Source organism: Chitinophaga niabensis (assembly GCF_039545795.1).
Lineage (GTDB): Bacteria > Bacteroidota > Bacteroidia > Chitinophagales > Chitinophagaceae > Chitinophaga > Chitinophaga niabensis_B.
Genome location: NZ_CP154260.1, coordinates 6,586,207 through 6,609,590, shown reverse-complemented (window position 1 = coordinate 6,609,590; position 23,384 = coordinate 6,586,207). Strand labels below are relative to the sequence as shown.

General features: G+C 46.0%; 18 protein-coding genes. 9 read left to right on the top strand and 9 right to left on the bottom strand.

Going from position 1 to position 23,384, the window contains the following annotated elements:
- Positions 1 to 1,254 (bottom strand): beta-ketoacyl-ACP synthase II, encoded by a 1,254-nt coding sequence (gene fabF, locus AAHN97_RS26610; RefSeq protein WP_343305109.1) that lies wholly within the window; start codon positions 1,252 to 1,254, stop codon positions 1 to 3.
- A 23-nt stretch (positions 1,255 to 1,277) separates the two neighbouring features.
- Positions 1,278 to 1,514, bottom strand: coding sequence for an acyl carrier protein (locus tag AAHN97_RS26605; protein ID WP_012788038.1), 237 nt, complete (start codon positions 1,512 to 1,514; stop codon positions 1,278 to 1,280).
- Between the two features lie 458 nt (positions 1,515 to 1,972).
- Here AAHN97_RS26605 and AAHN97_RS26600 point away from each other — a divergent pair, with 458 nt between their 5' ends.
- From AAHN97_RS26600 to AAHN97_RS26590, 3 genes are read left to right on the top strand one after another with little or no spacing between them, the layout of a single operon-like run.
- On the top strand, positions 1,973 to 3,052 hold the full coding sequence (locus tag AAHN97_RS26600; protein ID WP_343305108.1) for an efflux RND transporter periplasmic adaptor subunit: 1,080 nt from the start codon (positions 1,973 to 1,975) through the stop codon (positions 3,050 to 3,052).
- 23 nt (positions 3,053 to 3,075) lie between these two features.
- On the top strand, positions 3,076 to 6,204 hold the full coding sequence (locus AAHN97_RS26595) for an efflux RND transporter permease subunit (protein ID WP_343305107.1): 3,129 nt from the start codon (positions 3,076 to 3,078) through the stop codon (positions 6,202 to 6,204).
- An 18-nt stretch (positions 6,205 to 6,222) separates the two neighbouring features.
- A complete protein-coding gene (locus tag AAHN97_RS26590; RefSeq protein WP_343305106.1) occupies positions 6,223 to 7,548 on the top strand; it encodes a TolC family protein in 1,326 nt (441 codons plus the stop codon).
- A gap of 54 nt (positions 7,549 to 7,602) precedes the next feature.
- On the opposite strand, the gene AAHN97_RS26585 is transcribed toward AAHN97_RS26590, so the two are convergent.
- A complete protein-coding gene (locus tag AAHN97_RS26585) occupies positions 7,603 to 8,028 on the bottom strand; it encodes a hypothetical protein (RefSeq protein WP_343305105.1) in 426 nt (141 codons plus the stop codon).
- Positions 8,029 to 8,121: 93 nt separating this feature from the next.
- Positions 8,122 to 8,871: a carboxypeptidase-like regulatory domain-containing protein gene (locus tag AAHN97_RS26580; RefSeq protein WP_074241139.1), complete on the bottom strand. Its 750-nt coding sequence runs from the start codon at positions 8,869 to 8,871 to the stop codon at positions 8,122 to 8,124.
- 118 nt (positions 8,872 to 8,989) lie between these two features.
- Here AAHN97_RS26580 and prs point away from each other — a divergent pair, with 118 nt between their 5' ends.
- Together prs and AAHN97_RS26570 are read left to right on the top strand one after the other, a co-directional pair.
- Positions 8,990 to 9,919: a ribose-phosphate diphosphokinase gene (gene prs / locus AAHN97_RS26575; RefSeq protein ID WP_343305104.1), complete on the top strand. Its 930-nt coding sequence runs from the start codon at positions 8,990 to 8,992 to the stop codon at positions 9,917 to 9,919.
- Positions 9,920 to 9,928: 9 nt separating this feature from the next.
- The gene (locus AAHN97_RS26570) at positions 9,929 to 10,360 is read left to right on the top strand and encodes a GNAT family N-acetyltransferase (protein ID WP_343305103.1); all 432 of its coding nucleotides are present in this window, start codon (positions 9,929 to 9,931) and stop codon (positions 10,358 to 10,360) included.
- On the opposite strand, the gene AAHN97_RS26565 is transcribed toward AAHN97_RS26570, so the two are convergent.
- Positions 10,336 to 10,722 carry a YcxB family protein gene (locus AAHN97_RS26565; protein ID WP_343305102.1) on the bottom strand — a complete coding sequence of 129 codons (387 nt, stop codon included), beginning with the start codon at positions 10,720 to 10,722 and terminating at the stop codon, positions 10,336 to 10,338. The genes AAHN97_RS26570 and AAHN97_RS26565 overlap by 25 nt on opposite strands.
- A gap of 131 nt (positions 10,723 to 10,853) precedes the next feature.
- The gene (locus tag AAHN97_RS26560) at positions 10,854 to 11,348 is read right to left on the bottom strand and encodes a hypothetical protein (protein WP_343305101.1); all 495 of its coding nucleotides are present in this window, start codon (positions 11,346 to 11,348) and stop codon (positions 10,854 to 10,856) included.
- A gap of 272 nt (positions 11,349 to 11,620) precedes the next feature.
- Here AAHN97_RS26560 and AAHN97_RS26555 point away from each other — a divergent pair, with 272 nt between their 5' ends.
- On the top strand, positions 11,621 to 12,367 hold the full coding sequence (locus AAHN97_RS26555; RefSeq protein WP_343305100.1) for a diphthine--ammonia ligase: 747 nt from the start codon (positions 11,621 to 11,623) through the stop codon (positions 12,365 to 12,367).
- A gap of 1,133 nt (positions 12,368 to 13,500) precedes the next feature.
- Here the strand turns inward: AAHN97_RS26555 and AAHN97_RS26550 are convergent.
- Entirely contained in the window at positions 13,501 to 16,824 is a 3,324-nt protein-coding gene (locus tag AAHN97_RS26550; protein ID WP_343305099.1) for a vitamin B12-dependent ribonucleotide reductase, read from the bottom strand.
- Between the two features lie 286 nt (positions 16,825 to 17,110).
- Here AAHN97_RS26550 and AAHN97_RS26545 point away from each other — a divergent pair, with 286 nt between their 5' ends.
- Positions 17,111 to 17,872, top strand: a complete 762-nt coding sequence (locus AAHN97_RS26545; RefSeq protein WP_343305098.1) for a geranylgeranylglyceryl/heptaprenylglyceryl phosphate synthase — start codon at positions 17,111 to 17,113, stop codon at positions 17,870 to 17,872.
- Between the two features lie 425 nt (positions 17,873 to 18,297).
- On the opposite strand, the gene AAHN97_RS26540 is transcribed toward AAHN97_RS26545, so the two are convergent.
- Together AAHN97_RS26540 and AAHN97_RS26535 are read right to left on the bottom strand one after the other, a co-directional pair.
- Positions 18,298 to 19,026: a LytR/AlgR family response regulator transcription factor gene (locus AAHN97_RS26540; RefSeq protein WP_074243099.1), complete on the bottom strand. Its 729-nt coding sequence runs from the start codon at positions 19,024 to 19,026 to the stop codon at positions 18,298 to 18,300.
- Positions 19,027 to 19,085: 59 nt separating this feature from the next.
- Positions 19,086 to 20,117, bottom strand: a complete 1,032-nt coding sequence (locus AAHN97_RS26535; RefSeq protein ID WP_343305097.1) for a sensor histidine kinase — start codon at positions 20,115 to 20,117, stop codon at positions 19,086 to 19,088.
- 176 nt (positions 20,118 to 20,293) lie between these two features.
- Between AAHN97_RS26535 and dxs the strand changes: the two genes are divergently transcribed.
- Both dxs and AAHN97_RS26525 read left to right on the top strand, forming a co-directional pair.
- Positions 20,294 to 22,222 carry a 1-deoxy-D-xylulose-5-phosphate synthase gene (dxs, locus tag AAHN97_RS26530; RefSeq protein WP_343305096.1) on the top strand — a complete coding sequence of 643 codons (1,929 nt, stop codon included), beginning with the start codon at positions 20,294 to 20,296 and terminating at the stop codon, positions 22,220 to 22,222.
- A 44-nt stretch (positions 22,223 to 22,266) separates the two neighbouring features.
- The gene (locus tag AAHN97_RS26525; protein WP_343305095.1) at positions 22,267 to 23,322 is read left to right on the top strand and encodes a ferredoxin--NADP reductase; all 1,056 of its coding nucleotides are present in this window, start codon (positions 22,267 to 22,269) and stop codon (positions 23,320 to 23,322) included.
- The last annotated feature ends 62 nt before the right edge of the window (positions 23,323 to 23,384 follow it).

Genomic DNA, 23,384 nt, shown 5'->3' with positions numbered 1-23,384 from the left:
TCAAGGAACAAATTTTTTGAAAATAACCGAGGCATTGTGTCCACCAAAACCGAAAGTATTGCTGAGGGCTGCTCTTACTTCGCGTTTTTGGGCAACATTGAAAGTAAAGTTCAACTTGGAGTCCAGTTGGGGATCGTCCGTAAAATGGTTAATAGTGGGAGGAACCAGGCCTTCAATAATACTCTTGATAATGGTAATAGATTCCACTGCTCCTGCTGCGCCCAACAAGTGGCCGGTCATGGATTTAGTGGAACTGATATTCAGCTTATATGCTGCATCGCCAAATACCTGTTGTACTGCCTTCACTTCCGCAACGTCTCCCAGGGGGGTGGAAGTTCCGTGTACATTGATGTAATCAATGTCTTCAGGAGCCATTCCGGCGTCATTCAGTGCTGCTTTCATTACATTGAAAGCACCCAGCCCTTCCGGATGGGGTGCAGAAATGTGATGTGCATCTGCAGTGGCACCACCTCCTGCTAATTCTGCATAGATCTTTGCACCGCGTGCCATAGCATGCTCATAACTTTCCAGTACAAGTGCGCCTGCACCTTCTCCCATTACAAAACCATCACGGTCCAGATCAAATGGCCTGGAAGCCGTTTTAGGATCATCGTTACGTTCACTCAATGCCTTCATGGCGTTAAATCCGCCAACACAGGGTTCATTGATGATGTTTTCAGATCCTCCGGTAATGATCACATCTGCTTTGCCCCATCTGATATGGTACATTGCATCAATAATAGCATTGGTAGAAGAAGCACATGCTGAAACCACGGAGAAGTTAGGCCCTCTGAAACCATGCCGGATGGATATATGCCCTGCGGCAATATCCAGAATAAGGCGGGTGATCAGAAAAGGACTGAACCGCGGGGTTCCGTCACCAGCAAAGAATTCCTTCAGCTCGTGGCTGAAGTTGATCATACCTCCAACACCCGTACCCCAAATCACCCCAACACGGTCTACATCAACGGAATTGCGATCGATCTTTGCATCGGCAATTGCCTCATCGGCTGCAATAACTGCTGTTTGGGTGAAGGGATCCATCTTGCGTGCATCCTTCTTATCCATGAATTGAGTGGGATCGAAGTCCTTAAGCTCGCAGGCGAAGCGGGTTTTGAATTTGGCAGCGTCGAACTGCTTGATGAAGTCAGCGCCGGATACACCGTTCGCCAATCCCTGCCAAAAGGCATCTATGGAATTGCCGAGCGGTGTTAGCGCGCCTAAACCTGTAACGACTACTCGTCTTGGTTGCATTAAAACAGTTCTGATTAGTTGGATTATTTTACGTGTTCTTCCAGGTAAGCTACTGCCTGGCCAACAGTGGTGATAGTCTCTGCTTGTTCGTCAGGAATGGAGATATTGAATTCTTTTTCGAATTCCATGATCAGTTCTACAGTATCCAAAGAGTCAGCGCCTAAGTCGTTGGTAAAGCTGGCTTCAGGAGTTACCTCGGCCTCGTCAACGCCTAATTTGTCAATAATGATCTTTTTAACTCTTGATGCAATGTCTGACATAATTTTAAGTGTTTTTGGTTTAAAACTTGACTGCAAAAATATAATATTTATTGAATTGCCAAGACCATAGTCAAATTTTAACGGAGATTTTCCAATTTAGCATCACTGTTAAATCCTCACGAATGGCGCTTGTGGCGGGATGCGCGGTTGTTTAACGGGTTTCGATATACGCGAAATTCCTTATGTTATCTCCCCTTTTTGCGAACATTTACACCATTATATATTATATAAGCATCCCGATACCCTCTTTTTATGGCACATAGGTGTTATGACATACAAGTTGACCATTCAAATATTTATTGCACCACTTAACCAGATTTAAAACCGGAACGGGGTACGCTTGACGTCCAATTATTACATTTGTCCGGCCATGAAAGCGTAACTTGCAGGTAAGCGCAGGTGTCTACGTGGAAACTGATCAGAACAGGAAATCCAGCTAAACAATATATTTATTAATCATGCGCAATAAGACCTTAAGAATCGTTCTATTATTCCTTATTCTGGCGGTAGCCGGCTTTTTTGTATACAAAATGACCGCCAGGAGTGAACCCAAGGAATCCGCCGGACCATCCAAAACAGCAGGTCGCGGTGCAGGAAGACCCATACTCGCAGATGCTTATGTAGTTAAACCCGTTCTGCTGGACCAGGCCATTGAAGCCAGCGGTACCCTCCAGAGTAATGAAGAAGTAGAATTGAAACCGGAAATTACTGGCAGGATCACCAAGATCTATTTTAAAGAAGGCACCACCGTTAGTAAAGGCACCCTCCTTATTAAGATATATGACGGAGATATTGTTGCACAGATCCGTAAACTGGAGTTGCAGCGTGAATTATCCAAAACTACCCTCTCCCGCCAGCAACAGCTGTTAAAGATCAATGGTATCAGTCAGCAGGATGTGGATGTTACCAGCAACCAGGTGAGTGCTTACGGTGCAGATATCGAATATAATAAGGCGCAACTGCAGAAAACAGAGATCCGCGCGCCCTTTAGCGGAACGCTGGGGTTAAGGAATGTAAGTGAAGGCGCGATTGTGGGGCCAACTACTATTATGACCACCCTGCAACAGCTGAATCCTTTAAAAATAGATTTTGCTGCTCCTGAAAAATACCGCAATTCCATCAACAAAGGAGAACCGGTAACTTTCACTGTTACAGGCGATACACAAAAATATAAGGGTTCCATCTATGCCATCGATCCAAAGATCGACCTGGCTACCCGCAGCGTAATGATCCGCGCTTTAGTTCCTAACCCTACCGGTAAACTATTCCCCGGTTCTTTCGCTAAAACTTCTATCCGCCTAAAAGATAACCCGAATGCGATCATGATCCCCTCACAGGCTGTGATCCCGGGCACCCGTTTTAAACAGGTGATCGTGGCAGACAGCGGAAGAGCAAAATTTGTGAACGTGGAAACGGGCTCCCGGAATGAAAGTAATGTGGAGATCTTAAGTGGACTTCAGATAGGCGATACAGTTATCACAAGCGGTATTCTTCAATTAAAACCCGGCTCTCCCTTTAAGTATAATAAGGTACAGTAGAAGAACGCTAAAAAGAAATTAACATGAGTTTACCTTCCATATCGCTTAAGCGACCGGTACTGGCAATTGTGATGAACATCATTATTGTGATCTTCGGTCTTGTGGGTTATACTTTCCTGGGGGTACGGGACATCCCGGCTATTGACCCTCCGGTTGTGAACGTGCGCACCTCTTATGGCGGCGCCAACTCGGACATCATTGAAACACAGATCACGGAAACGCTGGAGAAAGCTATCAACGGTGTGGCCGGTATCAAAAACATCTCTTCCCTCAGCAGCCAGGGTAGCAGCAATATTACGGTGGAGTTTGAACTGGGAGAAGACCTGGAAGCTGCTACAAATGATGTGCGGGATAAAGTTTCACAGGCACAACGTAACCTGCCCCCTGACCTGGAAGCACCACCGGTAGTATCTAAATCGGATGCCAGCTCAGATGCCATCATTTCCATGACGGTGCAAAGTAATACCCGCAACCAGCTGGAAATAACAGAATTTGCCACCAACGTATTACTGGAAAAACTGCAAACCATCCCCGGCGTAAGTTCTATTCAGATCTGGGGAGAAAAGAAATATGCCATGCGGATCTGGATGGACCCATCCCGTTTATCCGCTTATGGCCTTACTCCCGGAGATGTGCAGGATGCACTCACAAGAGAGAACGTGGAACTGCCTTCCGGTAAAATAGCCGGTAATGCTACTGAGCTAACCGTGCGGACTTTCGGCCGGCTGGATACAGAAGATGAATTCAATGCGCTCATTATTAAAAATGTGAATGGCGCGGAGATCAGGCTGCGTGATATAGGACAGGCTGTATTAGGACCAGAGAACGAAGAAACGCAACTGAAAGAATCAGGTATCCCGCAGATCGCACTCGCATTGATCCCGCAACCGGGTTCCAACTATGTGGCTATTTCCAACGAATTCTATAAAAGGTATGAAAGTCTCAAAAAAGAAGTACCGGAAGATTTCAGCCTGAACATTGCGATGGATAATACGGCCTTCATTAAAAAGAGTATCCACGAAGTACAGGAAACACTCATCATTGCATTGGTACTGGTGATCCTGATCGTGTACCTCTTCTTCCGTGACTGGCTGATGGCGCTCCGCCCTATCCTGGATATTCCCGTTTCCCTGATCGGTGCATTCTTTATCATGTACGTCTGTGGCTTTACCATCAATAACCTTACCCTGCTGGCCATTGTACTGGCAACGGGATTGGTGGTGGATGATGGTATTGTGGTAACGGAGAACATCTATAAAAAGATTGAAGCCGGCCTGCCAAGAATGCGTGCGGCGAAGGAAGGTTCTGAAGAGATCTTCTTTGCGGTAATTGCTACTTCCATCACACTCGCTTTCGTGTTCCTTCCTATCATCTTCCTGCAGGGTTTTGTGGGAAGCCTGTTCCGGGAATTCGGGATTGTAGTGGCTGGCGCCGTATTGATCTCTGCATTTGTATCACTCACATTAACACCTGTGCTGAACGTAAAGCTGGCACATAAAACACATACACACTCCTGGTTCTACGAAAAAACAGAACCCTTCTTCCAGTGGATGGAACGCAGCTATAAGAACTCACTCACTGCCTTTATGAAAATAAGGTTCGTGGCGGTGGTGATCATTCTTGCCTGCCTTGGTATGATCTACTGGCTGTTCAACAGCCTGCAGTCAGAACTCGCGCCGATGGAAGACAGGAATACTTTCCGTTTATCTATCACCACACCGGAAGGAACTTCTTACGATGCGATGGATAAATATGTAACAGAACTGGTACAGTTCCTTGCAGACTCTATTCCTGAAAAAGAAGTGATCCTTTCTGTAACTGCTCCGGGCTTTTCCGGTGCCGGTTCTGTGAACACGGCCTTTTCTTTTGTAACACTTCCCGAGCCCAGTGAGCGTAAGCGTTCACAGAAGCAGATCGTGGAAATGGTGAACCGCAACATGTACCGCTTCCCGCAGGGAAAGGTATTTGCCATTGAGCAACAAACGATACAGGTAGGGCGCCGTGGTGGTTTGCCGGTATCTTTTGTATTACAGAACGTGAACTTTGAAAAACTTTCTGCCGTTGTTCCGAAGTTTGTGGAGGAAGCCAATAGCAATCCTGTATTCCAGGGAGTGGACGTAGATCTCAAATTCAATAAACCGGAGCTCCGCATCCAGATCAACCGCGCGAAAGCAACAGAACTGGGTGTTTCCGTAGCAGATATTTCTTCTACTTTACAACTGGCACTCAGCAACCGCCGCTTTGGTTACTTTATCAGGAATGGTAAACAATACCAGGTAATGGGCCAGGTGTTCCGTGCAGACCGGGATGATCCTATAGATCTGCAAAGCATCTATGTGCGTAATGCCCGTGGCGAAGCCATCCAGCTGGATAACCTGGTTACGATGGAAGAAGAAACAAGTCCGCCGGTGATCTATCACTACAACCGGATGAAATCTGCCACGATCTCTGCAGGACTTGCTCCGGGTAAAACTGTTGGTGATGGTATTGCTGCCATGAATGCTATCTATGCCAAACTGGAAAGAGAAAAAGTAATAGATGATTCATTTGATACAGCGCTGAGTGGTTCTTCCCGTGACTATGCGGAAAGTGGTTCCAATACCATGTTCGCATTGTTACTGGCACTGGTGTTGATCTATCTTGTACTGGCCGCACAATTTGAAAGCTGGGTGGATCCGTTCATCATTATGTTAACCGTACCGCTCGCCTTTGCCGGAGCATTGCTTTCGCTCTGGGTATTCGGGCAAACCTGGAATATCTTCTCGCAGATCGGGGTGATCATGCTGATAGGGCTTGTTACCAAGAACGGTATCCTCATTGTGGAGTTTGCCAATCATATGCGTGATGCCGGTAAAGACAAAGGCGTGTCTGCTGTGGAAGGTTCTGTGATGCGTTTACGGCCCATCCTTATGACCAGCCTTGCGATGGCCCTGGGTGCATTGCCCATTGCCATGAGCCTTGGTGCCGCCGCAACCAGCCGTATTCCGCTGGGTATTGTGATTGTGGGTGGTATTATGTTCTCGCTGGTGCTCACCTTATATGTGATCCCGGCGATGTACACTTTCCTGAGCCGCAGAAAAAAGAATGTTGAATATGAAGAAGCGTTGCTGCAGGAAAATCCGGAAGCGGCTGCTGCAACAGCACATGCATAAGAATCATTAATCAATACGATGAAACTGATCAGAATATTTTTAGCCGGCATTTTTTCACTATTGCTTGTTACGGGCGCCAAAGCACAACAGGTGCTTACGCTGGAACAGGCCATAGACCTTGGCTTAAAGAACAACTTTGATATCCGCCTCGCCAAAAATGATGCTGCGGTTGCTGCCAACGATAATGCCTACGCCAACTTTGCGTTTGCACCCCGTGTGAATGGTACTGCTTCTAAAGTATGGACCAATACCGGTACCAAACAGGAGTTCGGAAATGGCAACAAGCGGGATACAAGTGGTATCAAGAACAGGCAGTTCCAGGGAGCGGTCAATCTTAACTGGACGTTGTTTGACGGGCTTAAAATGTTTGCTACCCGCCAGCGTATCCAGGCGATTGAAATATTAGGTGAGATGGGGGTGAAGAACCAGGTGGAGAATACCATCGCTGCTATCATCAACAGCTACTATAATATCGCACAGCAGAAGCAACAACTCCGGGCACTGGCAGAACAAATGAGCATCTCTGAAGAAAGGGTGAAATTGTCTGATGCGAAGTTCCAGACGGGGCTTGGGCCTAAAACAGACTGGCTGCAGGCAAAGGTGGATTACAATGCACAACGTGCTATGTGGCTCCGTCAGCAAACAACAATTGAGCAGAGTAAAGCTTCGCTCAACCAGTTACTGGCTATTGCGGATGAAAGTACCAATTACGATGTACATGATACCATTCCGGTGAACCTCACACTGTCCTACGGCGAGATCCAGGAAAATATCCACCAGACCAATCCGCAGTTGCAGATGGCGAAACAGAACCTGGAGATTTCACGTATTGCTTTGAAGGAAGCGAAAGGGGATTTCTTCCCGGTGCTCTCTTTCAATTCTGCTTACAACTTTAACCAATCCAGGGCGAATGCAGCGGTGAACCAGTTCAGCCCTGTATTTAATCAGAACAAAGTTTTCAACTACGGATTCTCTGCTACGGTGCCTATCTTCAATGGTTTGAACGTACACCGCCAGGTGAAGAATGCGAAGCTGAACATCGAATACCAGCAGCTTGCTTTAGATAATCAGCAATCCCAGGTAAACCTTTTCCTGAGAAATGCGTTTAAAGATTATGAGTATTATAAAATGTCCCTCACGCTGGAAGAAGAAAGTGTAGACCTTGCGAGGGAAAATGTGATGGTGGCGCTGGAGCGTTTCCGGCAGGGGGTATCTACCACGCTGGAATTGAAGGAAGCGCAGCAAAGTCTTGAGTTGGCGGCTTACCGTTTGATCCAGGCAAGGTACAATACCAAAATCTCCGAAACAGAATTGATGCGTTTGAAAGGAACGCTTTTGAAATAATGAATACCTGCTTAAAAGAGAGGGCTGTTCCGCGAGGAATGGCCTTTTTTCTTTTTATGAAGTATCTGCAGAAAGCCTGCCGCGCAGAAGAGGGCGGAGTTTTTTTCTTTTGAGGGTGAAGGAGGTTTTTTTTGAGGGAAGAGGGAGATGATCTTTTTTACTGAGGGCTTGCCGCGCAGAAGAGTACGAAGTTTTTTTTCTTTTGAGGGTGAAGGAGGTTTTCTTTGAGGGAAGAGGGAGGTGATCTTTTTTACTGAGGGCTTGCCGCGCAGAAGAGTACGAAGTTTTTTTTTCTTTTGAGGATGAAGGAGTCTTTCGTTTGAAGGAAGAAAGTGATTTTCTTACTGAGAGCTTGCCGCGCAGAAGAGTACGAAGTTTTTTTTCTTTTGAGGATGAAGGAGTCTTTCGTTTGAAGGAAGAAAGTGATTTTCTTACTGAGAGCTTGCCGCGCAGAAGAGAACAGAGCCTTTCTCTTTTCAAAAGAAAACATACCTCCGCTCAATAGCGAACAAACCGATGCAGTGAGTGACACAACGGGGGCTGATTAAAGATCAATTGCTGATCCAAAAAAAATTATTGTTGTGTGGATGTATCCTTTGGTTTCAATCCCTGTTCCCGGAGATACCTGTCGTAGGATTGTTTGATGAAGAGCATCAGGTCATAATCCGATGCATTGAGCAGGAATGCATAACTGGGCCGGTGCGTGAGCATAAAGGAATCCAGCGCAGGGCTTTCCAGCTTGGTAAGTCTGGCCACGAGTTCAGGATTATAGCGATAGTCGATATGTTTCTCTTCTTCCCAATATTGCAATTGCTCCCCGAACTTCTCTTTCCGTTTACGGGCCTTGCTGGGAATCAGGTAACTCAATGCGGTGATAGGATTAGAAGGCAATGTTTTGAGAACGTCCAGCGCGCCGGGCCTTTTATATCCGAAGTATTTCTCATATTCATCCCGGATGGCCAGGGAATCCCTTTTATAGATCCGGCCACGCACATTCACCCCCTGCAATCCAAAGATCTGGCGTTTCAGTTCAACATTCTGGGTAGAGGAAATGCCGGTTGCAATGATAGATGTTCTTACATAACTCAGCATGGAAAACTCGATAGTATCTCCCGGAAGGGCTTCTATATAATAACGGCCGGTTTCATTACTCACCGTACCTATCCTTGCCCTTTTATTCCAGATACTCACAGAAGGCAGTCCCACACGGGTATCACCATCCGTAACCATTCCGGTTAACCGCACCTGCGCCGCCGCTTCCTGCAAAGCGGGCACTATAAAAATTAAGAGTGCAACAGCGTATCTGAATAGAAAATACTTCATACTAATATTTCAAATTTAGCGTTCCAAGCTCAAATGAAACGTTAAAAATATGCTTAATCCCTTCCCTATTGCCGTTGGATTTGCATAAATTCGGTCATAATCATCCGAATATTGTGCCATGCCGAAAAAGATCTTATTTGCCACACAACGTTACCAATATCTGAAAGCACGCATTTTAGCGATCGCCCCGGCAGACTGGGAAGATGGTCATATCATTATCCGGGATTTCCCGGACGGGGAGCATTACCATCGTATAACCAGCAACGTTAGCGGGAAAGAAGTAGTGCTCATTGGAGGGACCATTGATGATAAAGAAACCCTCGAACTCTTCGACATTGCCAACGGTTGTATCCAAACAGGCGCTACCTGCCTGAACCTCGTGATCCCTTACTTCGGCTATTCCACCATGGAACGTGCCGTACAGCACGGGGAAATTGTAAAGGCCAAGAACCGTGCTATTCTTTTTTCAGCTTTACCCACCACCCTCAATACCCGGGTAATAATGATAGACCTCCATGTGGATGGCATCTCTTATTACTTTGAAAGTAATGTCCGCCCGGTACACCTGTATGGCAAACTGCTGGTGCGGGAAGCTGCCCTGGAACTTGCGCAAGGTAAACCTTTTGTGCTGGCCAGCACAGATGCAGGCCGGGCAAAATGGGTAGAATCCCTCGCGAATGACCTCCAGGTGACTGCAGCTTTTGTCTTCAAACGCCGTATTTCAGGCGAAGAAACGCATATTACCGGCATCAGCGCTAATGTGGAGGGCCAGCTGGTGATCATCTATGATGATATGATCCGCACCGGCGGTTCCCTGATCCAGGCTGCCCGTGCTTACAAAGAAGCCGGTGCCCGGGAAATTGCCGTAATCACTACCCATGGCATCTTTGCGGGCAATGGATTTGAGAAGATCCGCGACAGTGGTCTTGTTCAAAAGGTGATCTGCACAGATACCCACCCTAATGCCCTGCAAATAACAGACCCGCTTTTACGCGTACAATCTGTGGCCCCGCTGATCCTTGATTATTTTCTGAGCATTCCGCAATAATTTTGTTCCATGTTTGATATACGACTTATTGAATACGGCAGCTGTGATTACCAGGCCATGGTATCACTGCGTGATAAGATACTCAGAGCACCGCTGGGCCTCACTTTTTCTGACGAATACCTGCAACAGGAGATCTCCGATGTGCTCATAGGCGGCTTCGAAGAGGAAAAACTGCTGGCCTGCTGCATTCTGACCCCTGTGAATGAAACAACGGTGCAATTGCGCCAGATGGCTGTGGATGATCATCTACAGGGTAAAGGCACGGGCAGCAAGATCCTGCGGTTTGCGGAAGTATATGCTTTGGAGAACGGTTTCCGGGAATTAATGATGCATGCGCGCGAAGAGGCAGCGCCTTTTTATCGTAAAAACGGATATGATGTGCGGGGAGAAGAATTTGAAGAAGTGGGCATTGCCCATTATGAGATGTTCAAACGACTGTAATCTTTGAAGATGGCCTGCATCAGGCGGCTGAAATTATCTTTGGCATCCTCACTTTCAAAAGCGCTGGTAGGAATGAGAAAAAAACTGCGCTTATCCCTGTACAGAAAGAAAAAAGAATTTGTTTCCACGATCTGGGAGAAATTCTTCCAGGACAATGATCTTTCCCCCGGGCCGGTAGAAATGGCCATGCCTTCTTCATTATAACGCAAACGGATACTGTCCTTAAAAGTAGCGGCTTTATTATAGGTAGATACGGGTAACAAATACCAGAATGCCCATCCCAGGATCACCATCATGGCAGAAATACCCAGGAGTGCATTAAAGTTCACCACATGAAACAGGTATCCTGTTACTGTGGCCACCAATAAAATAATAAGAGTGTTACGAAATACTTTTATCTCGCCACGCCGGAGAAAGTGGAAGCGTAATGCATTTATAACCTCTTCCCTATTGTACGTAAACTGAAGGAAATGCATTCATCGAACTTACGAAATTATTTTGATGCAGTCAAAGACATTGGTGCATCTAAATCATCGCAAGTGGAAACGGGTGCATTCTTCCGATTTACGGCGGAAGTGGTCATGCGCTTGTCTGTCAGGTCTTCTTCATTCAGACCGGGGAAATTCTTTTTGATGAATTTCAGGTACTGCTGCAAGACTTTGGGATCAACCTTGAAAGGAGCTACCGGCGCGTCTATATTATCGCCTTTTATGGAGGAGCTGTTATTTACGCGGGTTTCATTTTGCAAATACCATTTGTAGAGGTCTACCATGGCTTTTTGCATTTCAGTATCATCTACCTTTTCTACTTTGGAAGACTGGGGCAGGGTCCATATGAACTCTTCCAATCTGTTTGTATTGGTGGTAGTTTTGGCTTTTGCACCTTTGTCGGTTTTCTCGCCGTTATTGTCATTCTTATCGCCAGGATGGGCGAACGCTGCAGTGGCAGTTACTGTTCCCAGCACCAGCAAAAACAACAGCTGTTTCATAAGGTAATTTTTAATGACCTAAAAATACTAAATAAATAACATAAAATACTCCCCGGGGGCTAAATACGCACTTCTACGGGACAAACTGCGGTTTTCACGGTATAAACAGCCTCGGAGTACAAATAAAAGACGACCCATGGGATAAAAAGTTGCAAACCGGCCCCATCTTTTTTAAAATATATCCGCTGGCCAGGGGATCAGCCCCTAAAACGCAGGTTCCCTTATATATATTACGTAGCCGGTAAGCAGGATTTTGAATAATTTTACAGTACATGAATGCATATATTAATTGGAGTGGCGGAAAAGATGCTTCTTTCGCCCTCTGGCAATTGCAACAACAGCCCGATTACCGCATCCGGTATCTCTTCACCACACTCAGTGAAACTTTCCAACGTGTTTCCATGCATGGAGTGAGAGAGGTGCTGCTGGACGAACAAGCTCGCCAGACGGGCATTCCCCTTAAAAAGGCCTATTTGCCTGAAAATGCTTCCATGGAAGATTATAACCGGATAATGAGCACACAACTGGCTGAATTACAGGCAGAAGGGATCAGTCATGCTGTTTTCGGGGATATTTTCCTGGAGGATCTGCGTACTTACCGGGAAACGCAACTGGCGCAGATTGGCATGGAAGGAGTGTTCCCGCTTTGGAAAAAAGACAGTACCCAACTGGTAAAAGATTTCATTGCAGCGGGCTTTAAAGCCATTATTGTTTGCGTGAATGCCAAATATCTTCCGGCTTCTTTTGCGGGCAGGATCATTGATGAAGCCTTCCTCGCCGATCTCCCTGCAGAGGTTGATCCTTGCGGAGAGAACGGCGAGTTCCACAGCTTTGTGTTTGACGGCCCCCTCTTTTCTACACCTGTGGCTTTTACAGTAGGTGAAACGGTAGAAAGAGTGTACTCCCCTGTTCGTAATGGGGAAGGTAATTGCTATAAAGATGATGGTGAAAACTGTTTTCAACAAGAAACGACTGATTGGGACACCCGTTTCTATTTCTGCGATCTGCTTCCTGTCTGAAGGCCTTTAGTTAGGTTTTTGATTCTTTGGGTAAACCACATCATTCCCGCACACCGGTAAGAAAAACAAAAGCAATGGATGAATCCATTGCTTTCGAGAGTCATTTACTTTGCAAGAAGATTCTCGCGGTGTAGGAATATTTGGTTTTTCATAGGACAGTAACCATATAAAAATTAATACTTTAACAAATATAAAATAATTTGAATAAATAGGAAAAACTCTTTTCTAATATTCAAAATTGTTAAAATAAGTGGCGGAAAATGAAAATAAATAAAATAAAAGCCACTTTTTTGAAGGAAATCGAATGTAAAAGCTACCCAAGAGGCAAAATCGGTTTTGCAAGGTTCAGTCCGGAGGAGGAGTTTGTTAACAAATAAGGCGCTTTTTTGCCCAAACTGGCACTTAGTATGGCATATTTAACAAATGGGAAACTGCTGTTAACATTTCAACTATTTGGATGATCCTATCTTTGCAAAAGATGCTACATGATCACGTAGTAGTATCGGGATAAATCTTTGTGGTTCGGGTAGAATTTTCCAAACGCATTCTATTTTACTACTACAAGATGTTATCAATTGCATCTTTCATCTTATTTCAATTGTGAAGATGCAGATCTGTTGAAACCATTTCACAATGCTTTTTAAGCAGTATTGATAAGCTACCCTCTAAGGCGCAATCCCTTTCCTGGAGCATGTTTCAGCGCTCCTTACTTTCTCTTCCATTTAAGTATACATTTATTACCAGCTTCACAATTGATATGCTTTGCATACTAATTCATGCATCTTTTTTGCAGTGAGTGTGTTATTTTTTGCAAATTCTTCGTAAAAGTCAGGTGAGAATGGCTTCGGCTGAAACCCTTTGTGGGAAAGGGGGAAAAGAAAAAGGGCACTTAGAAAAGTGCCCTCAATTTGTTACTATCCTATGAAAACCCTATTTGTATACAAAGGTATATCTATGTTAACTTTATTTGAAATTTTTACCTTCGAATAACAAATAATTAACAAACGATTTGCTGCGTACAATCCACACAAACCCAACACCAAAGCCACTTTCGAAGGGTACTATCAAAATACTTTTTTTGCCATGCTTGTTAAACATTCCTAAACAATTGCCTGCACAATTGCATGAACAGATCAGCTGCAACCCATGCTGTTCCCACAATTCAGGCATTTGTAACAAGTTCCTGAACGCACCGTGATGTGACCACATGTGCTGCAGGCAGGTGCATCACTTTGCATGCTACGCATGTATTCCTGTGTGCTGTTCTCTCCGCTCGCAGCTGCTACAGGCTGAGCTTTCGGAGATTTCTGTCCGGAGGGATTACTTGCTGCACCAACAATCCTCATATTGGATAATTCAGGTTTAACGACGGGTTCATCCCAATCATCTTCTCCTGTATTACCTGGTGCATCGAGTATATGTACAAGATCAGTTCGGCCTAAGTATTCATAACCAAGCACTCTGAAAATATAATCGATCAATGAAGTGGAAGAGCGGATGTTTGGATGATCTACCATACCAGCAGGCTCAAAGCGGGTAAACACGAACTTATCTACAAACTCTTCCAGCGGCACTCCATACTGCAAACCAACAGATACTGCAATCGCAAAGCAGTTCATCAGGCTGCGTAAGGTAGATCCTTCTTTTGCCAGATCAATGAAGATCTCTCCCAATGTTCCATCGTTGTATTCGCCTGTGCGCAGGAAAATAGGTTGGCCTCCTACCTTTGCTTTCTGCGTAAATCCGCGGCGTTTGGCAGGTAAGGTTTTTCTTTCCACGATCCTGGATAATGCACGTTTCAGTGAGGTATCCGAACTAGCGATCATCCGCTTATTCAATTCCTCCAGCAATTCATCGATCGTGAGCTGATCCATATCTATGATCTGCCCGCCACCTTCTGCTGAGGTTTCCGTTGCTTCTGCTGATTTCTTCCGCTTATCTCCTTTTGTATTGAGTGGCTGGCTCAGTTTAGATCCGTCCCTGTATAAAGCGCAGGCTTTGAGGCCTAACTCCCAGCTGAGTTTATAAGCATCTGCAATCTCTTCTACCGTTGCCTCATTGGGCAGGTTGATGGTTTTGGAAATAGCGCCTGAAATAAATGGTTGTGTAGCTGCCATCATACGGATGTGGCCATGTGGATGTATATAACGCTCTCCTTTTTTGCCGCATTTATTAGCGCAGTCAAAAACAGGAAGGTCCGCTTCTTTCAGATAAGGCGCTCCTTCTACCGTCATAGTGCCACATACATAATCATTGGCCGCTTCAATCTGCTCATCTGTGAAGCCTAGTTCATGCAACAGGCTGAATTCCATGTTATAGAATTGCTCCGGCGTGAAACCAAGTCTTTGCAGGCATTCTTCACCCAGTGTATATACGTTGAACACAAAGGCCACATCAAATGAGGAGGTCACCGCCGCATCCAGCTTCCGGATCTCCTCTGCAATAAATCCTTTCTCGCTCAGTGTTTGCGGGTTGATGTAAGGCGCTCCGGCAAAACTGCCTGTGCCCTTTGCATAATCCACAATGGCTTTGATCTCATGCTCTTTATACCGGAGGTTGCGTAATGCGGTAGGAATAGATTGATTGATGATCTTGAAGTAACCACCACCGGATAACTTTTTAAACTTAACGAGTGCAAAATCAGGCTCCACGCCGGTTGTATCGCAATCCATTACCAGCCCTATTGTGCCGGTTGGCGCAATCACGGTGGATTGTGCATTGCGGTAACCATATTTTTCACCTAACTGCACGGCATCATCCCAGGCTTTTGTAGCAGCCTTCAGTAAGGTATCAGGACAATATTTTGCATTGATCCCTAATGGTTTGATCTCCAGCCCTTCGTAAGCATCTGCCGCATCGTATGCTGCTGCCCGGTGGTTACGCATCACGCGCAGCATTTCTGTTTTATTCTCTTCATATTTTGGGAAAGCGCCCAGGTGACTGGCCATTTCCGCTGAAGTTTTATAAGATACGCCGGTCATGATGGCTGTAATAGCTCCGGCAATTCCGCGGGCTTCTTCACTATCATATGCTATGCCGCTTACCATGAGCATGGAACCCAGGTTAGCATATCCCAGCCCGAGTGTTCTGTACTCATAACTGAGCTGGGCCACTTCTTTGGAAGGGAATTGTGCCATTAATACAGAGATCTCCAGTACAACAGTCCACAGCCGCACGGTGTATTCAAAACCCGGCACATCAAACTGGTTGCTGGCTTCATCAAAGAAACGGCGCAGGTTCACAGAGGCCAGGTTACAGGCTGTATTGTCCAGGAACATGTATTCCGAGCAGGGATTGGAAGCATTGATGCGACCACCTTCCGGACAGGTATGCCATTCATTGATGGTGGTATCATATTGTGTTCCCGGATCTGCACAACGCCAGGCGGCATAAGCAATCTGGTTCCAGAGGTCCGCCGCTTTTACTGTTTTAACGGTTTTACCATTCATGCGGGCCTTTAATTCCCAATCTGCATCTGCTTCCAGTGCATGGAAAAAGCTATTGGGGATCCTCACGGAGTTGTTGGAGTTCTGGCCGGAAACCGTTTTATACGCATCTCCCTCATAATCAGAAGAATAGCCTGCCGCAATGAGGGCCGCTACTTTCTTTTCTTCTTCCACCTTCCAGTTCACGAATTCCAGGATCTCGGGATGATCGAGGTCCAGGCAGACCATTTTTGCAGCCCTGCGGGTGGTGCCACCTGATTTAATGGCGCCTGCGGCCCTGTCCCCTATCTTAAGAAAGCTCATCAATCCGCTGGAAGTACCACCACCGCTTAGCTTCTCTCCATCGCCACGTACATGGGAAAAATTGGTACCTACGCCGGAGCCATATTTAAAAATACGGGCTTCCCTTACCCAGAGGTCCATAATCCCCCCGTCATTTACGAGATCATCACTCACACTGAGGATGAAGCAGGCATGGGGCTGGGGTCTTTCATATGCTGAGGTGGATCTTTCCAGTTTATTGGTACGGGGGTCTACAAAATAGTGCCCCTGGGGTTTGCCTTTGATCCCATAACTCTCATGCAGCCCGGTGTTGAACCATTGCGGGGAATTAGGTACACAAGCCTGGTTGAGCATGCAATAGGCCAGCTCTTCATAAAAGATGGCAGCATCCTGCGGGGAGGCAAAATAAGCATATCTTTCCCCCCAGGCACGCCAGCAATTGGTCATTCTGTGCACCACCTGTTTCACGGAGGTTTCCCGGCCAAGGGAACCATCCGCCTGGGGAACACCCGCTTTCCGGAAATATTTCTGAGCCAGAATGTCTGTAGCTATCTGCGACCATCCCTTGGGAACTTCTACATTATTCATTTCAAAAACCACATCCCCGCCAGGGTTGCGGATTACAGAGGAGCGATATTCATACTCGAACTGATCATAGGGGCTGATACCCTGTTGGGTAAAGTGACGGGTGAATCTAAGGCCACCAGCCTTATTATCTTGATTTTTCATATGCCCTAGAATATTTACAGGATTAAGCAAATCGGTTTATAACTCTCTATCTACGCGGGATTACTAAAATAATTTTTAAAACCTTTCTACGCTTATTATTCTTATCCACAGGCTGTGCATAAGCGAAAAGACCAGGCCGATTAACAATCAGGGGGTAAAATGGAGAACTTGGCACTCTTTTGGTGCTATTTCAGTTGTAAAATCAATGCTATGCATACTTATTTAACTATGTGCCTTATTAGAAAATAATTTATACATTTGCCACAACCGGAACAATGCAATATTAATGTATAAAAAAATATACAATTCCTTTATTGAAAGAAAGGCAAAAGGTACAAAGTCATTCGCAGTTCTAATTGATCCCGATAAGGTAACCCCTGCCGGTATTGCTGATCTGACTGCCAAATGCACTGAGGCGAAGGTTGATTATATATTTTTGGGTGGAAGTCTTGTGATCACCAACCATCTTGATGAGGTGGTGCAACAGATCAAGGCTACCTGTTCTATTCCGGTGATCCTCTTCCCGGGTAGCCCTTCGCAGGTTTCACGATTCGCGGACGCATTGCTTTATCTTTCTGTGATCTCCGGCCGTAATCCCGAATTACTCATTGGCCAGCACGTAGTTTCCGCGGCGGCAGTGAAAAAAAGTGCCCTGGAAGTGATCTCTACCGGTTACCTGGTAATTGACGGAGGTGCCCCTACCACCGTTTCCTATATTAGTAATACTACCCCCATTCCGGCAGATAAAGATGATATTGCTATGGTTACTGCCATGGCCGGCGACATGCTGGGCATGAAAGTGATCTATATGGATGCCGGCAGCGGCGCCCGTAAACCTATTACGGAAAGCATGATCCACAGGGTTGCCAGCCAGGTAGACATCCCGGTTATTGTTGGTGGCGGTATCCGCGATGCGGAAAAAGCCTACCGCAATTGCAAAGCCGGTGCAGACATTATCGTTGTTGGAAATGCCATTGAAAAAGACTTTTCCCTTATCAAGGAAATTGCTGATGCCGTACATCAGGCGCCGGTGAATGTTAATCGCTAAGTTGCTCTTATCCTGTGGGTTCCATTCTGCAGGATAAAAATCCGCACATCAAAAATTATTTACGGGAAATGCAAAAATGTATAAAATCTTCAACGAGGTTGTATATCTTAGCATCCGAATTATAGAGCTATCTATTTTAATTAAACCAACCAGGAAGAGAATCCCCCGATATACCGTGAAGTAAGTCCGTGTGTTTTTATGGTTCCATTTCATTCCCTTGTATTGCTGCCTGGATGGTGATTATATCTCCATGTCTATTACCGTGTTAGGTAATGGCGAAAACAACATTGTAAATCTGGCCCGAAATGGCCTTTTTTCATAAGCATAATTTAGCGGGCTGTTCTTTCCAGGACAGCCCTTCTGTATTCCTATAAAAAAAGCAGCATGCGGTTGTGCATACTGCTTCCTCATTATTGAAGGTCTCTTTATAAGCTCATCATTTCTTTAAACTTCACTGCCTGGCGGCGGCTCACTTCTATTTTTTCCCCTCCGCGCATTTCCAGCAATAAACCTCCGTTGAAGTAGGTATCGATCCTTTCTATCATCCGCAGGTTCACAATGTGTTTGCGGTTAGCACGGAAGAACACTCTTTCGTCCAACCTTTCTTCCAGTGCGTTGAGTGATTTGAGGATGAGAGGTTTGTTGGTTTCAAAATATACCCTCGCATAGTTACCCACGCTCTCAAAGAGGCGGATCTCCTGGAGTTTTACAAACCAGCAACGGTCTCCATCCTTTACAAATACCTGGTCACTTTCTCCCAGGATATTGCGGATACCGGAAGCGGCAGCCAGCCTTTCTTTTTCATCCACCTGGTGCAATTTGTGAATGGCATCTGCCAGCCGCTTGGGTTCTATGGGCTTTAGCAGATAATCCAGGGCATTGTATTCGAATGCCTTGAGGGCATATTCGTCATACGCCGTGGTAAAGATCACCTGTGGTGTTCTTTCCAGCTCAGCCAGGAGGTCAAATCCGGTTTTATCCGGCATCTGGATGTCCAGGAATAAAAGGTCAGGCCTCAGCGTTTCTATCTTTTCCATCCCGTCTTTTGCATTCACCGCCTCTCCAACTACCACTATTTCCGGGTGATCTGCCAGGAGTTTCTTTAGTTCACTCCGGGCCAGCCTTTCATCGTCTATGATCAATGCTTTTTTCATACTACTGTTTGCATTTTTGGTTGATGATCCTGCGTCCATGACATGCAGGACGCATCTTTTTATAACAACGGCATCAGCACTTTTGCTTCAACAGTTGCTTTATCAAGGTTATAGATTTCAAATGAGGCACGTTTGCCGAACAGCAATCCCAGTCGCTGGCGGGTGCTGGCCAGGCCAAATCCGTTGCCATTCAGGTTCTCTATGATCTGCCCGGTATTCCGGATGGTGATCTCATGCTGCATATCGTGCACATGAGAACCTATCAGGATCAGGCCGCCGTTCACTTCCCGGGAAATTCCATGTTTAATGGCGTTTTCTACAAGGGTTTGCAGCATCAGCGGCGGTATGGGTAACTCCAACGTTTCCGGGTCTATATCATATTGCACTTTAAGTCTCTCTTCAAAACGGATATTTTCTAATGCAAGATAATCTTTTACGATGCTCAATTCGTTTTCCATACTCACAGTTTCTGCTTTATCCGCCTGCATGGAATTGCGCAGGATATTGCTTAATTCCGTGATAGCAGTGCGGGCCCTTCGAGGGTTTTCATCTACCAGGGCCCTGATGCTGTTGAGGGCATTGAAGATAAAATGTGGGTTCAGCTGCGATTTGATGGTTTTAAGCTCCAGGGTACGCACAGTAGCCTCCAGCTTTAATTGTCCCAGTTGGGAATTCCGGCTCTCCTCCACATAATGCCACATGAAATAGATCACCGCCCACAATGCCAGGAAAACCGTTTGCTGAAAGATCACTTTCAGCCAGTAATTATTAAAATCGAACTCCAGGTGGCTGGGATTGATCAGCCAGGCCAGACAGGTTAGTAAAAAGGAGTCCAGCGCAGCACATACCAGGATACCAAAGAAAAAGTAGATAGCTACATTCTCAAATGGCTTTTCTATCCATTTAAATTTGACGATAATTGCCCGAAAAGCATGTGTGATAAGAATACCCAGTACCACCACCTCTAAAACGTGGATTAACATGGAGGTCCCCAGGAAGTCGAAGAAGTAACCGAAGAAAAAGTAAAGAAAGGCATAAGCTCCCCACCCCAGAATCTGACACCACCAATATTTTGACAAGCGTTTAAACATCCCTGAAAAGTTAGCAAAGTCTTTCGATTAAATAAAACCTCGCGTGTCATCCAAAAGTAGTTCCTGCGCCCATGGGTCTAAAAGCAATTTTTATCAATGGCGGAATAGGCATTTAAATGGGAACCCTTAAATAACTTAAAAACTTGTATTTTTGGGGCTTAAACCCTAATGCTGATATGGAAATTACGGCCGGTCAATTACTAAGCCAGATCGAATACCCTTCTGATCTGCGAAAATTGAGCAAGGAGCAGCTTCACCAGGTGTGTGACGAGCTGCGCCAGTTCATTATTGACGTGGTGAGCGTACATGGCGGACACTTTGGTGCCAGCCTGGGTGTGGTTGAGTTAACTGTTGCCCTTCACTACATTTTTAACACCCCTTATGACCAACTTGTTTGGGACGTGGGTCATCAGGCTTACGGGCATAAGATCCTCACGGGCAGAAAGAGCGTTTTCCATACCAACCGTAAATACAAAGGCATCAGTGGTTTTCCGAACCGTGGAGAAAGTGAATATGACACTTTCGGGGTAGGCCACTCCAGTACTTCCATCGGCGCAGCATTAGGTATGGCCATTGCTTCCAAAAACAAGGGAGAACTGGACCGCCAGCATATTGCCGTAATTGGTGATGGCGCCATGACAGCCGGGATGGCTTTTGAAGCCCTCAACCATGCAGGGGTATCCAATGCCAACCTACTGATCATCCTGAACGACAACTGCATGTCCATAGACCCTAACGTAGGGGCTTTGAAAGAATATCTCACAGACATTACCACTTCTCATACCTATAACAAGTTCCGGGACGATGTATGGAACCTGCTCGGCAAGCTGCCGGTAGGCAAGAAATTCACGCGGGACATGGCCTCCAAACTGGAAGCCAGTGTTAAAGGCATGGTGTCCAAATCCAGCAATCTCTTCGAAAGCCTGAACCTGCGCTACTTTGGTGCAATAGACGGGCATAATATCACCAAACTGGTGGATACGCTGCAGGACCTGCGCGATATTCCCGGTCCCAAACTGCTGCATATTGTTACCACAAAAGGTAAAGGTTATGCACTGGCGGAAAAAGATCAAACCAAATGGCATGCGCCCGGTTTGTTCGATAAGATCACAGGTGAGATCTTTAAGAAAACTATCGATACGCCGCAACCACCTAAATACCAGGATGTTTTTGGCCATACTATTATTGAACTGGCTGAACTCAACAAAACCATTATGGGCATTACCCCGGCTATGCCTTCCGGCTCTTCCCTCAAACTGATGATGGAAAAGATGCCGGACCGTGCCATTGACGTGGGAATTTGCGAACAACATGCCGTAACCCTCTCTGCAGGCCTTGCCACACAGGGGATGACGGTGTTCTGCAATATCTATTCTTCCTTTATGCAAAGGGCATACGACCAGGTGGTGCACGATGTGGCTATCCAGAACCTGCCCGTGATACTCTGCCTGGACCGTGCAGGTCTTGTTGGTGATGATGGTGCTACGCATCACGGGGCTTATGATATCTCCTACATGCGTTCCATTCCCAATATGATCGTGAGTGCGCCGATGAATGAAGAAGAATTACGGAACCTGATGTATACTGCCCAATTGCCTGGTAATAAATCACCTTTTGTGATCCGCTATCCGCGTGGAGAAGGTGTAATGGCAGATTGGCGCAAACCTTTCACAGAGATCCGTATTGGCACCGGCCGTAAGATCCAGGATGGCCGCGATGTTGCGATCCTTTCACTGGGCCACCCCGGAAATTTTGTGACTGAGGCCATGAAAGAACTGATGACAGACGGACTGCAACCCGCACATTACGATATGCGTTTTGTAAAACCACTGGATACAGCTATGCTGCATGATATCTTCCAACGTTATGATAAGGTGATCACTGTTGAAGATGGTTGCCTGCAGGGTGGATTCGGCAGCGCTGTAATTGAATTCATGGTAGATAACGATTACAAAGCTGAAGTAAAACGTTTGGGTATTCCTGACCGTCTTGTGGAGCATGGTAAACCAGCAGAACTGCAAAGAGAATGTGGTTATGATGCTATCGGTATTGCGAACACCGTTCGTGAAATGCTCAAGAGTAAAATTACTGTTCACGCCAGTTGATAAAGGCACTGCGGCCATCGGAATACCGGTGGCCGTTTTCCATCATGAACAACCTGTATATACAATTACGTATTACCGCCATTATACCGGAAACCCCGGATACTTTCACTTACCGGTTTGAAGCAGTTGATGGTAAACCTGTTCTTTACCAGGCAGGCCAGTTCCTCACGTTCCTGATCACCCTGCATGGCAAAGAGATCCGCCGGTCCTATTCTTTAAGTTCCACCCCCGGCATAGATCCTCATCCCGCTGTAACCATTAAAAGGGTCACGAATGGGGAAGTATCCCGTCATATCATCCGGCATTGGCAGATCGGCGAGATTGTAACCTCCCTATTACCTTCCGGCCGTTTTACCCTGGAAAGTATGCCGGTTATAAAACGCGACCTGTTCCTCGTAGCGGCCGGCAGCGGCATCACGCCTCTTTTCTCCATTTTGAAACATGCTTTGAAATCGGAGACAGCTGCGCATATCACCCTCATCTATAGTACCCGTAATAGCGCAAATACCATTTTCTATCAGCAGATCCTGGCCCTGCAGCAACAGTATCCGGAACGCCTGACTATTTTGTGGCTGTTCAGCGATCCTGAGGAAGCAACCGGCATGTTCCGCCGGATGAGCAACAGCCTGCTGGAAATGATAGCTCCCAAACACCTGAAATACGATCCCGAACTGGCACAGTTCTTCCTTTGCGGCCCTGCAGAATACATGCGCATGGTGCAATTCACCCTGGTGTTTTTGGGTTTTAGCCCAGCACATATCCATAAGGAGAATTTTGTGGTGAACACGGAAGCAAAAATTGCCCGTATTCAAATACCGCAGGATACAAGTATCAAGCGGGTATTACTTAATATGAAAGGGAAGGAACAGGTATTGGAAGTGCCTGGAAATGAGAGTATACTGCATGCTGCTTTACGGCAGGATGTACACCTGCCTTATAGTTGTAAGGGCGGTGTTTGCGGTTCCTGCATTGCAAAATGTACCGGGGGTAAGGTATGGATGTCTGTAAATGAAGTACTTACGGATAAAGAACTGGCCCAGGGTTTAATCCTCACCTGTACAGGTTACGCACAAAGTGACCAGGTAACATTGGAATGGTAGAAATTGGCCAGTCCGCCAAATTTCCATAAATTGATTTCAAATTAATGCGATGAGCTATACTG

What these genes read in the sequence shown, in the direction of transcription:
- AAHN97_RS26525 (WP_343305095.1), top strand. Translation starts at nt 22,267, where the DNA reads ATGAACAACCTGTATATACAATTACGTATTACCGCCATTATACCGGAA.
- AAHN97_RS26605 (WP_012788038.1), bottom strand. Translation starts at nt 1,514, where the DNA reads ATGTCAGACATTGCATCAAGAGTTAAAAAGATCATTATTGACAAATTA.
- AAHN97_RS26540 (WP_074243099.1), bottom strand. Translation starts at nt 19,026, where the DNA reads ATGAAAAAAGCATTGATCATAGACGATGAAAGGCTGGCCCGGAGTGAA.
- dxs (WP_343305096.1), top strand. Translation starts at nt 20,294, where the DNA reads ATGGAAATTACGGCCGGTCAATTACTAAGCCAGATCGAATACCCTTCT.
- AAHN97_RS26555 (WP_343305100.1), top strand. Translation starts at nt 11,621, where the DNA reads ATGAATGCATATATTAATTGGAGTGGCGGAAAAGATGCTTCTTTCGCC.
- AAHN97_RS26550 (WP_343305099.1), bottom strand. Translation starts at nt 16,824, where the DNA reads ATGAAAAATCAAGATAATAAGGCTGGTGGCCTTAGATTCACCCGTCAC.
- AAHN97_RS26570 (WP_343305103.1), top strand. Translation starts at nt 9,929, where the DNA reads ATGTTTGATATACGACTTATTGAATACGGCAGCTGTGATTACCAGGCC.
- AAHN97_RS26600 (WP_343305108.1), top strand. Translation starts at nt 1,973, where the DNA reads ATGCGCAATAAGACCTTAAGAATCGTTCTATTATTCCTTATTCTGGCG.
- AAHN97_RS26595 (WP_343305107.1), top strand. Translation starts at nt 3,076, where the DNA reads ATGAGTTTACCTTCCATATCGCTTAAGCGACCGGTACTGGCAATTGTG.
- AAHN97_RS26535 (WP_343305097.1), bottom strand. Translation starts at nt 20,117, where the DNA reads ATGTTTAAACGCTTGTCAAAATATTGGTGGTGTCAGATTCTGGGGTGG.
- AAHN97_RS26590 (WP_343305106.1), top strand. Translation starts at nt 6,223, where the DNA reads ATGAAACTGATCAGAATATTTTTAGCCGGCATTTTTTCACTATTGCTT.
- AAHN97_RS26560 (WP_343305101.1), bottom strand. Translation starts at nt 11,348, where the DNA reads ATGAAACAGCTGTTGTTTTTGCTGGTGCTGGGAACAGTAACTGCCACT.
- AAHN97_RS26545 (WP_343305098.1), top strand. Translation starts at nt 17,111, where the DNA reads ATGTATAAAAAAATATACAATTCCTTTATTGAAAGAAAGGCAAAAGGT.
- fabF (WP_343305109.1), bottom strand. Translation starts at nt 1,254, where the DNA reads ATGCAACCAAGACGAGTAGTCGTTACAGGTTTAGGCGCGCTAACACCG.
- prs (WP_343305104.1), top strand. Translation starts at nt 8,990, where the DNA reads ATGCCGAAAAAGATCTTATTTGCCACACAACGTTACCAATATCTGAAA.
- AAHN97_RS26580 (WP_074241139.1), bottom strand. Translation starts at nt 8,871, where the DNA reads ATGAAGTATTTTCTATTCAGATACGCTGTTGCACTCTTAATTTTTATA.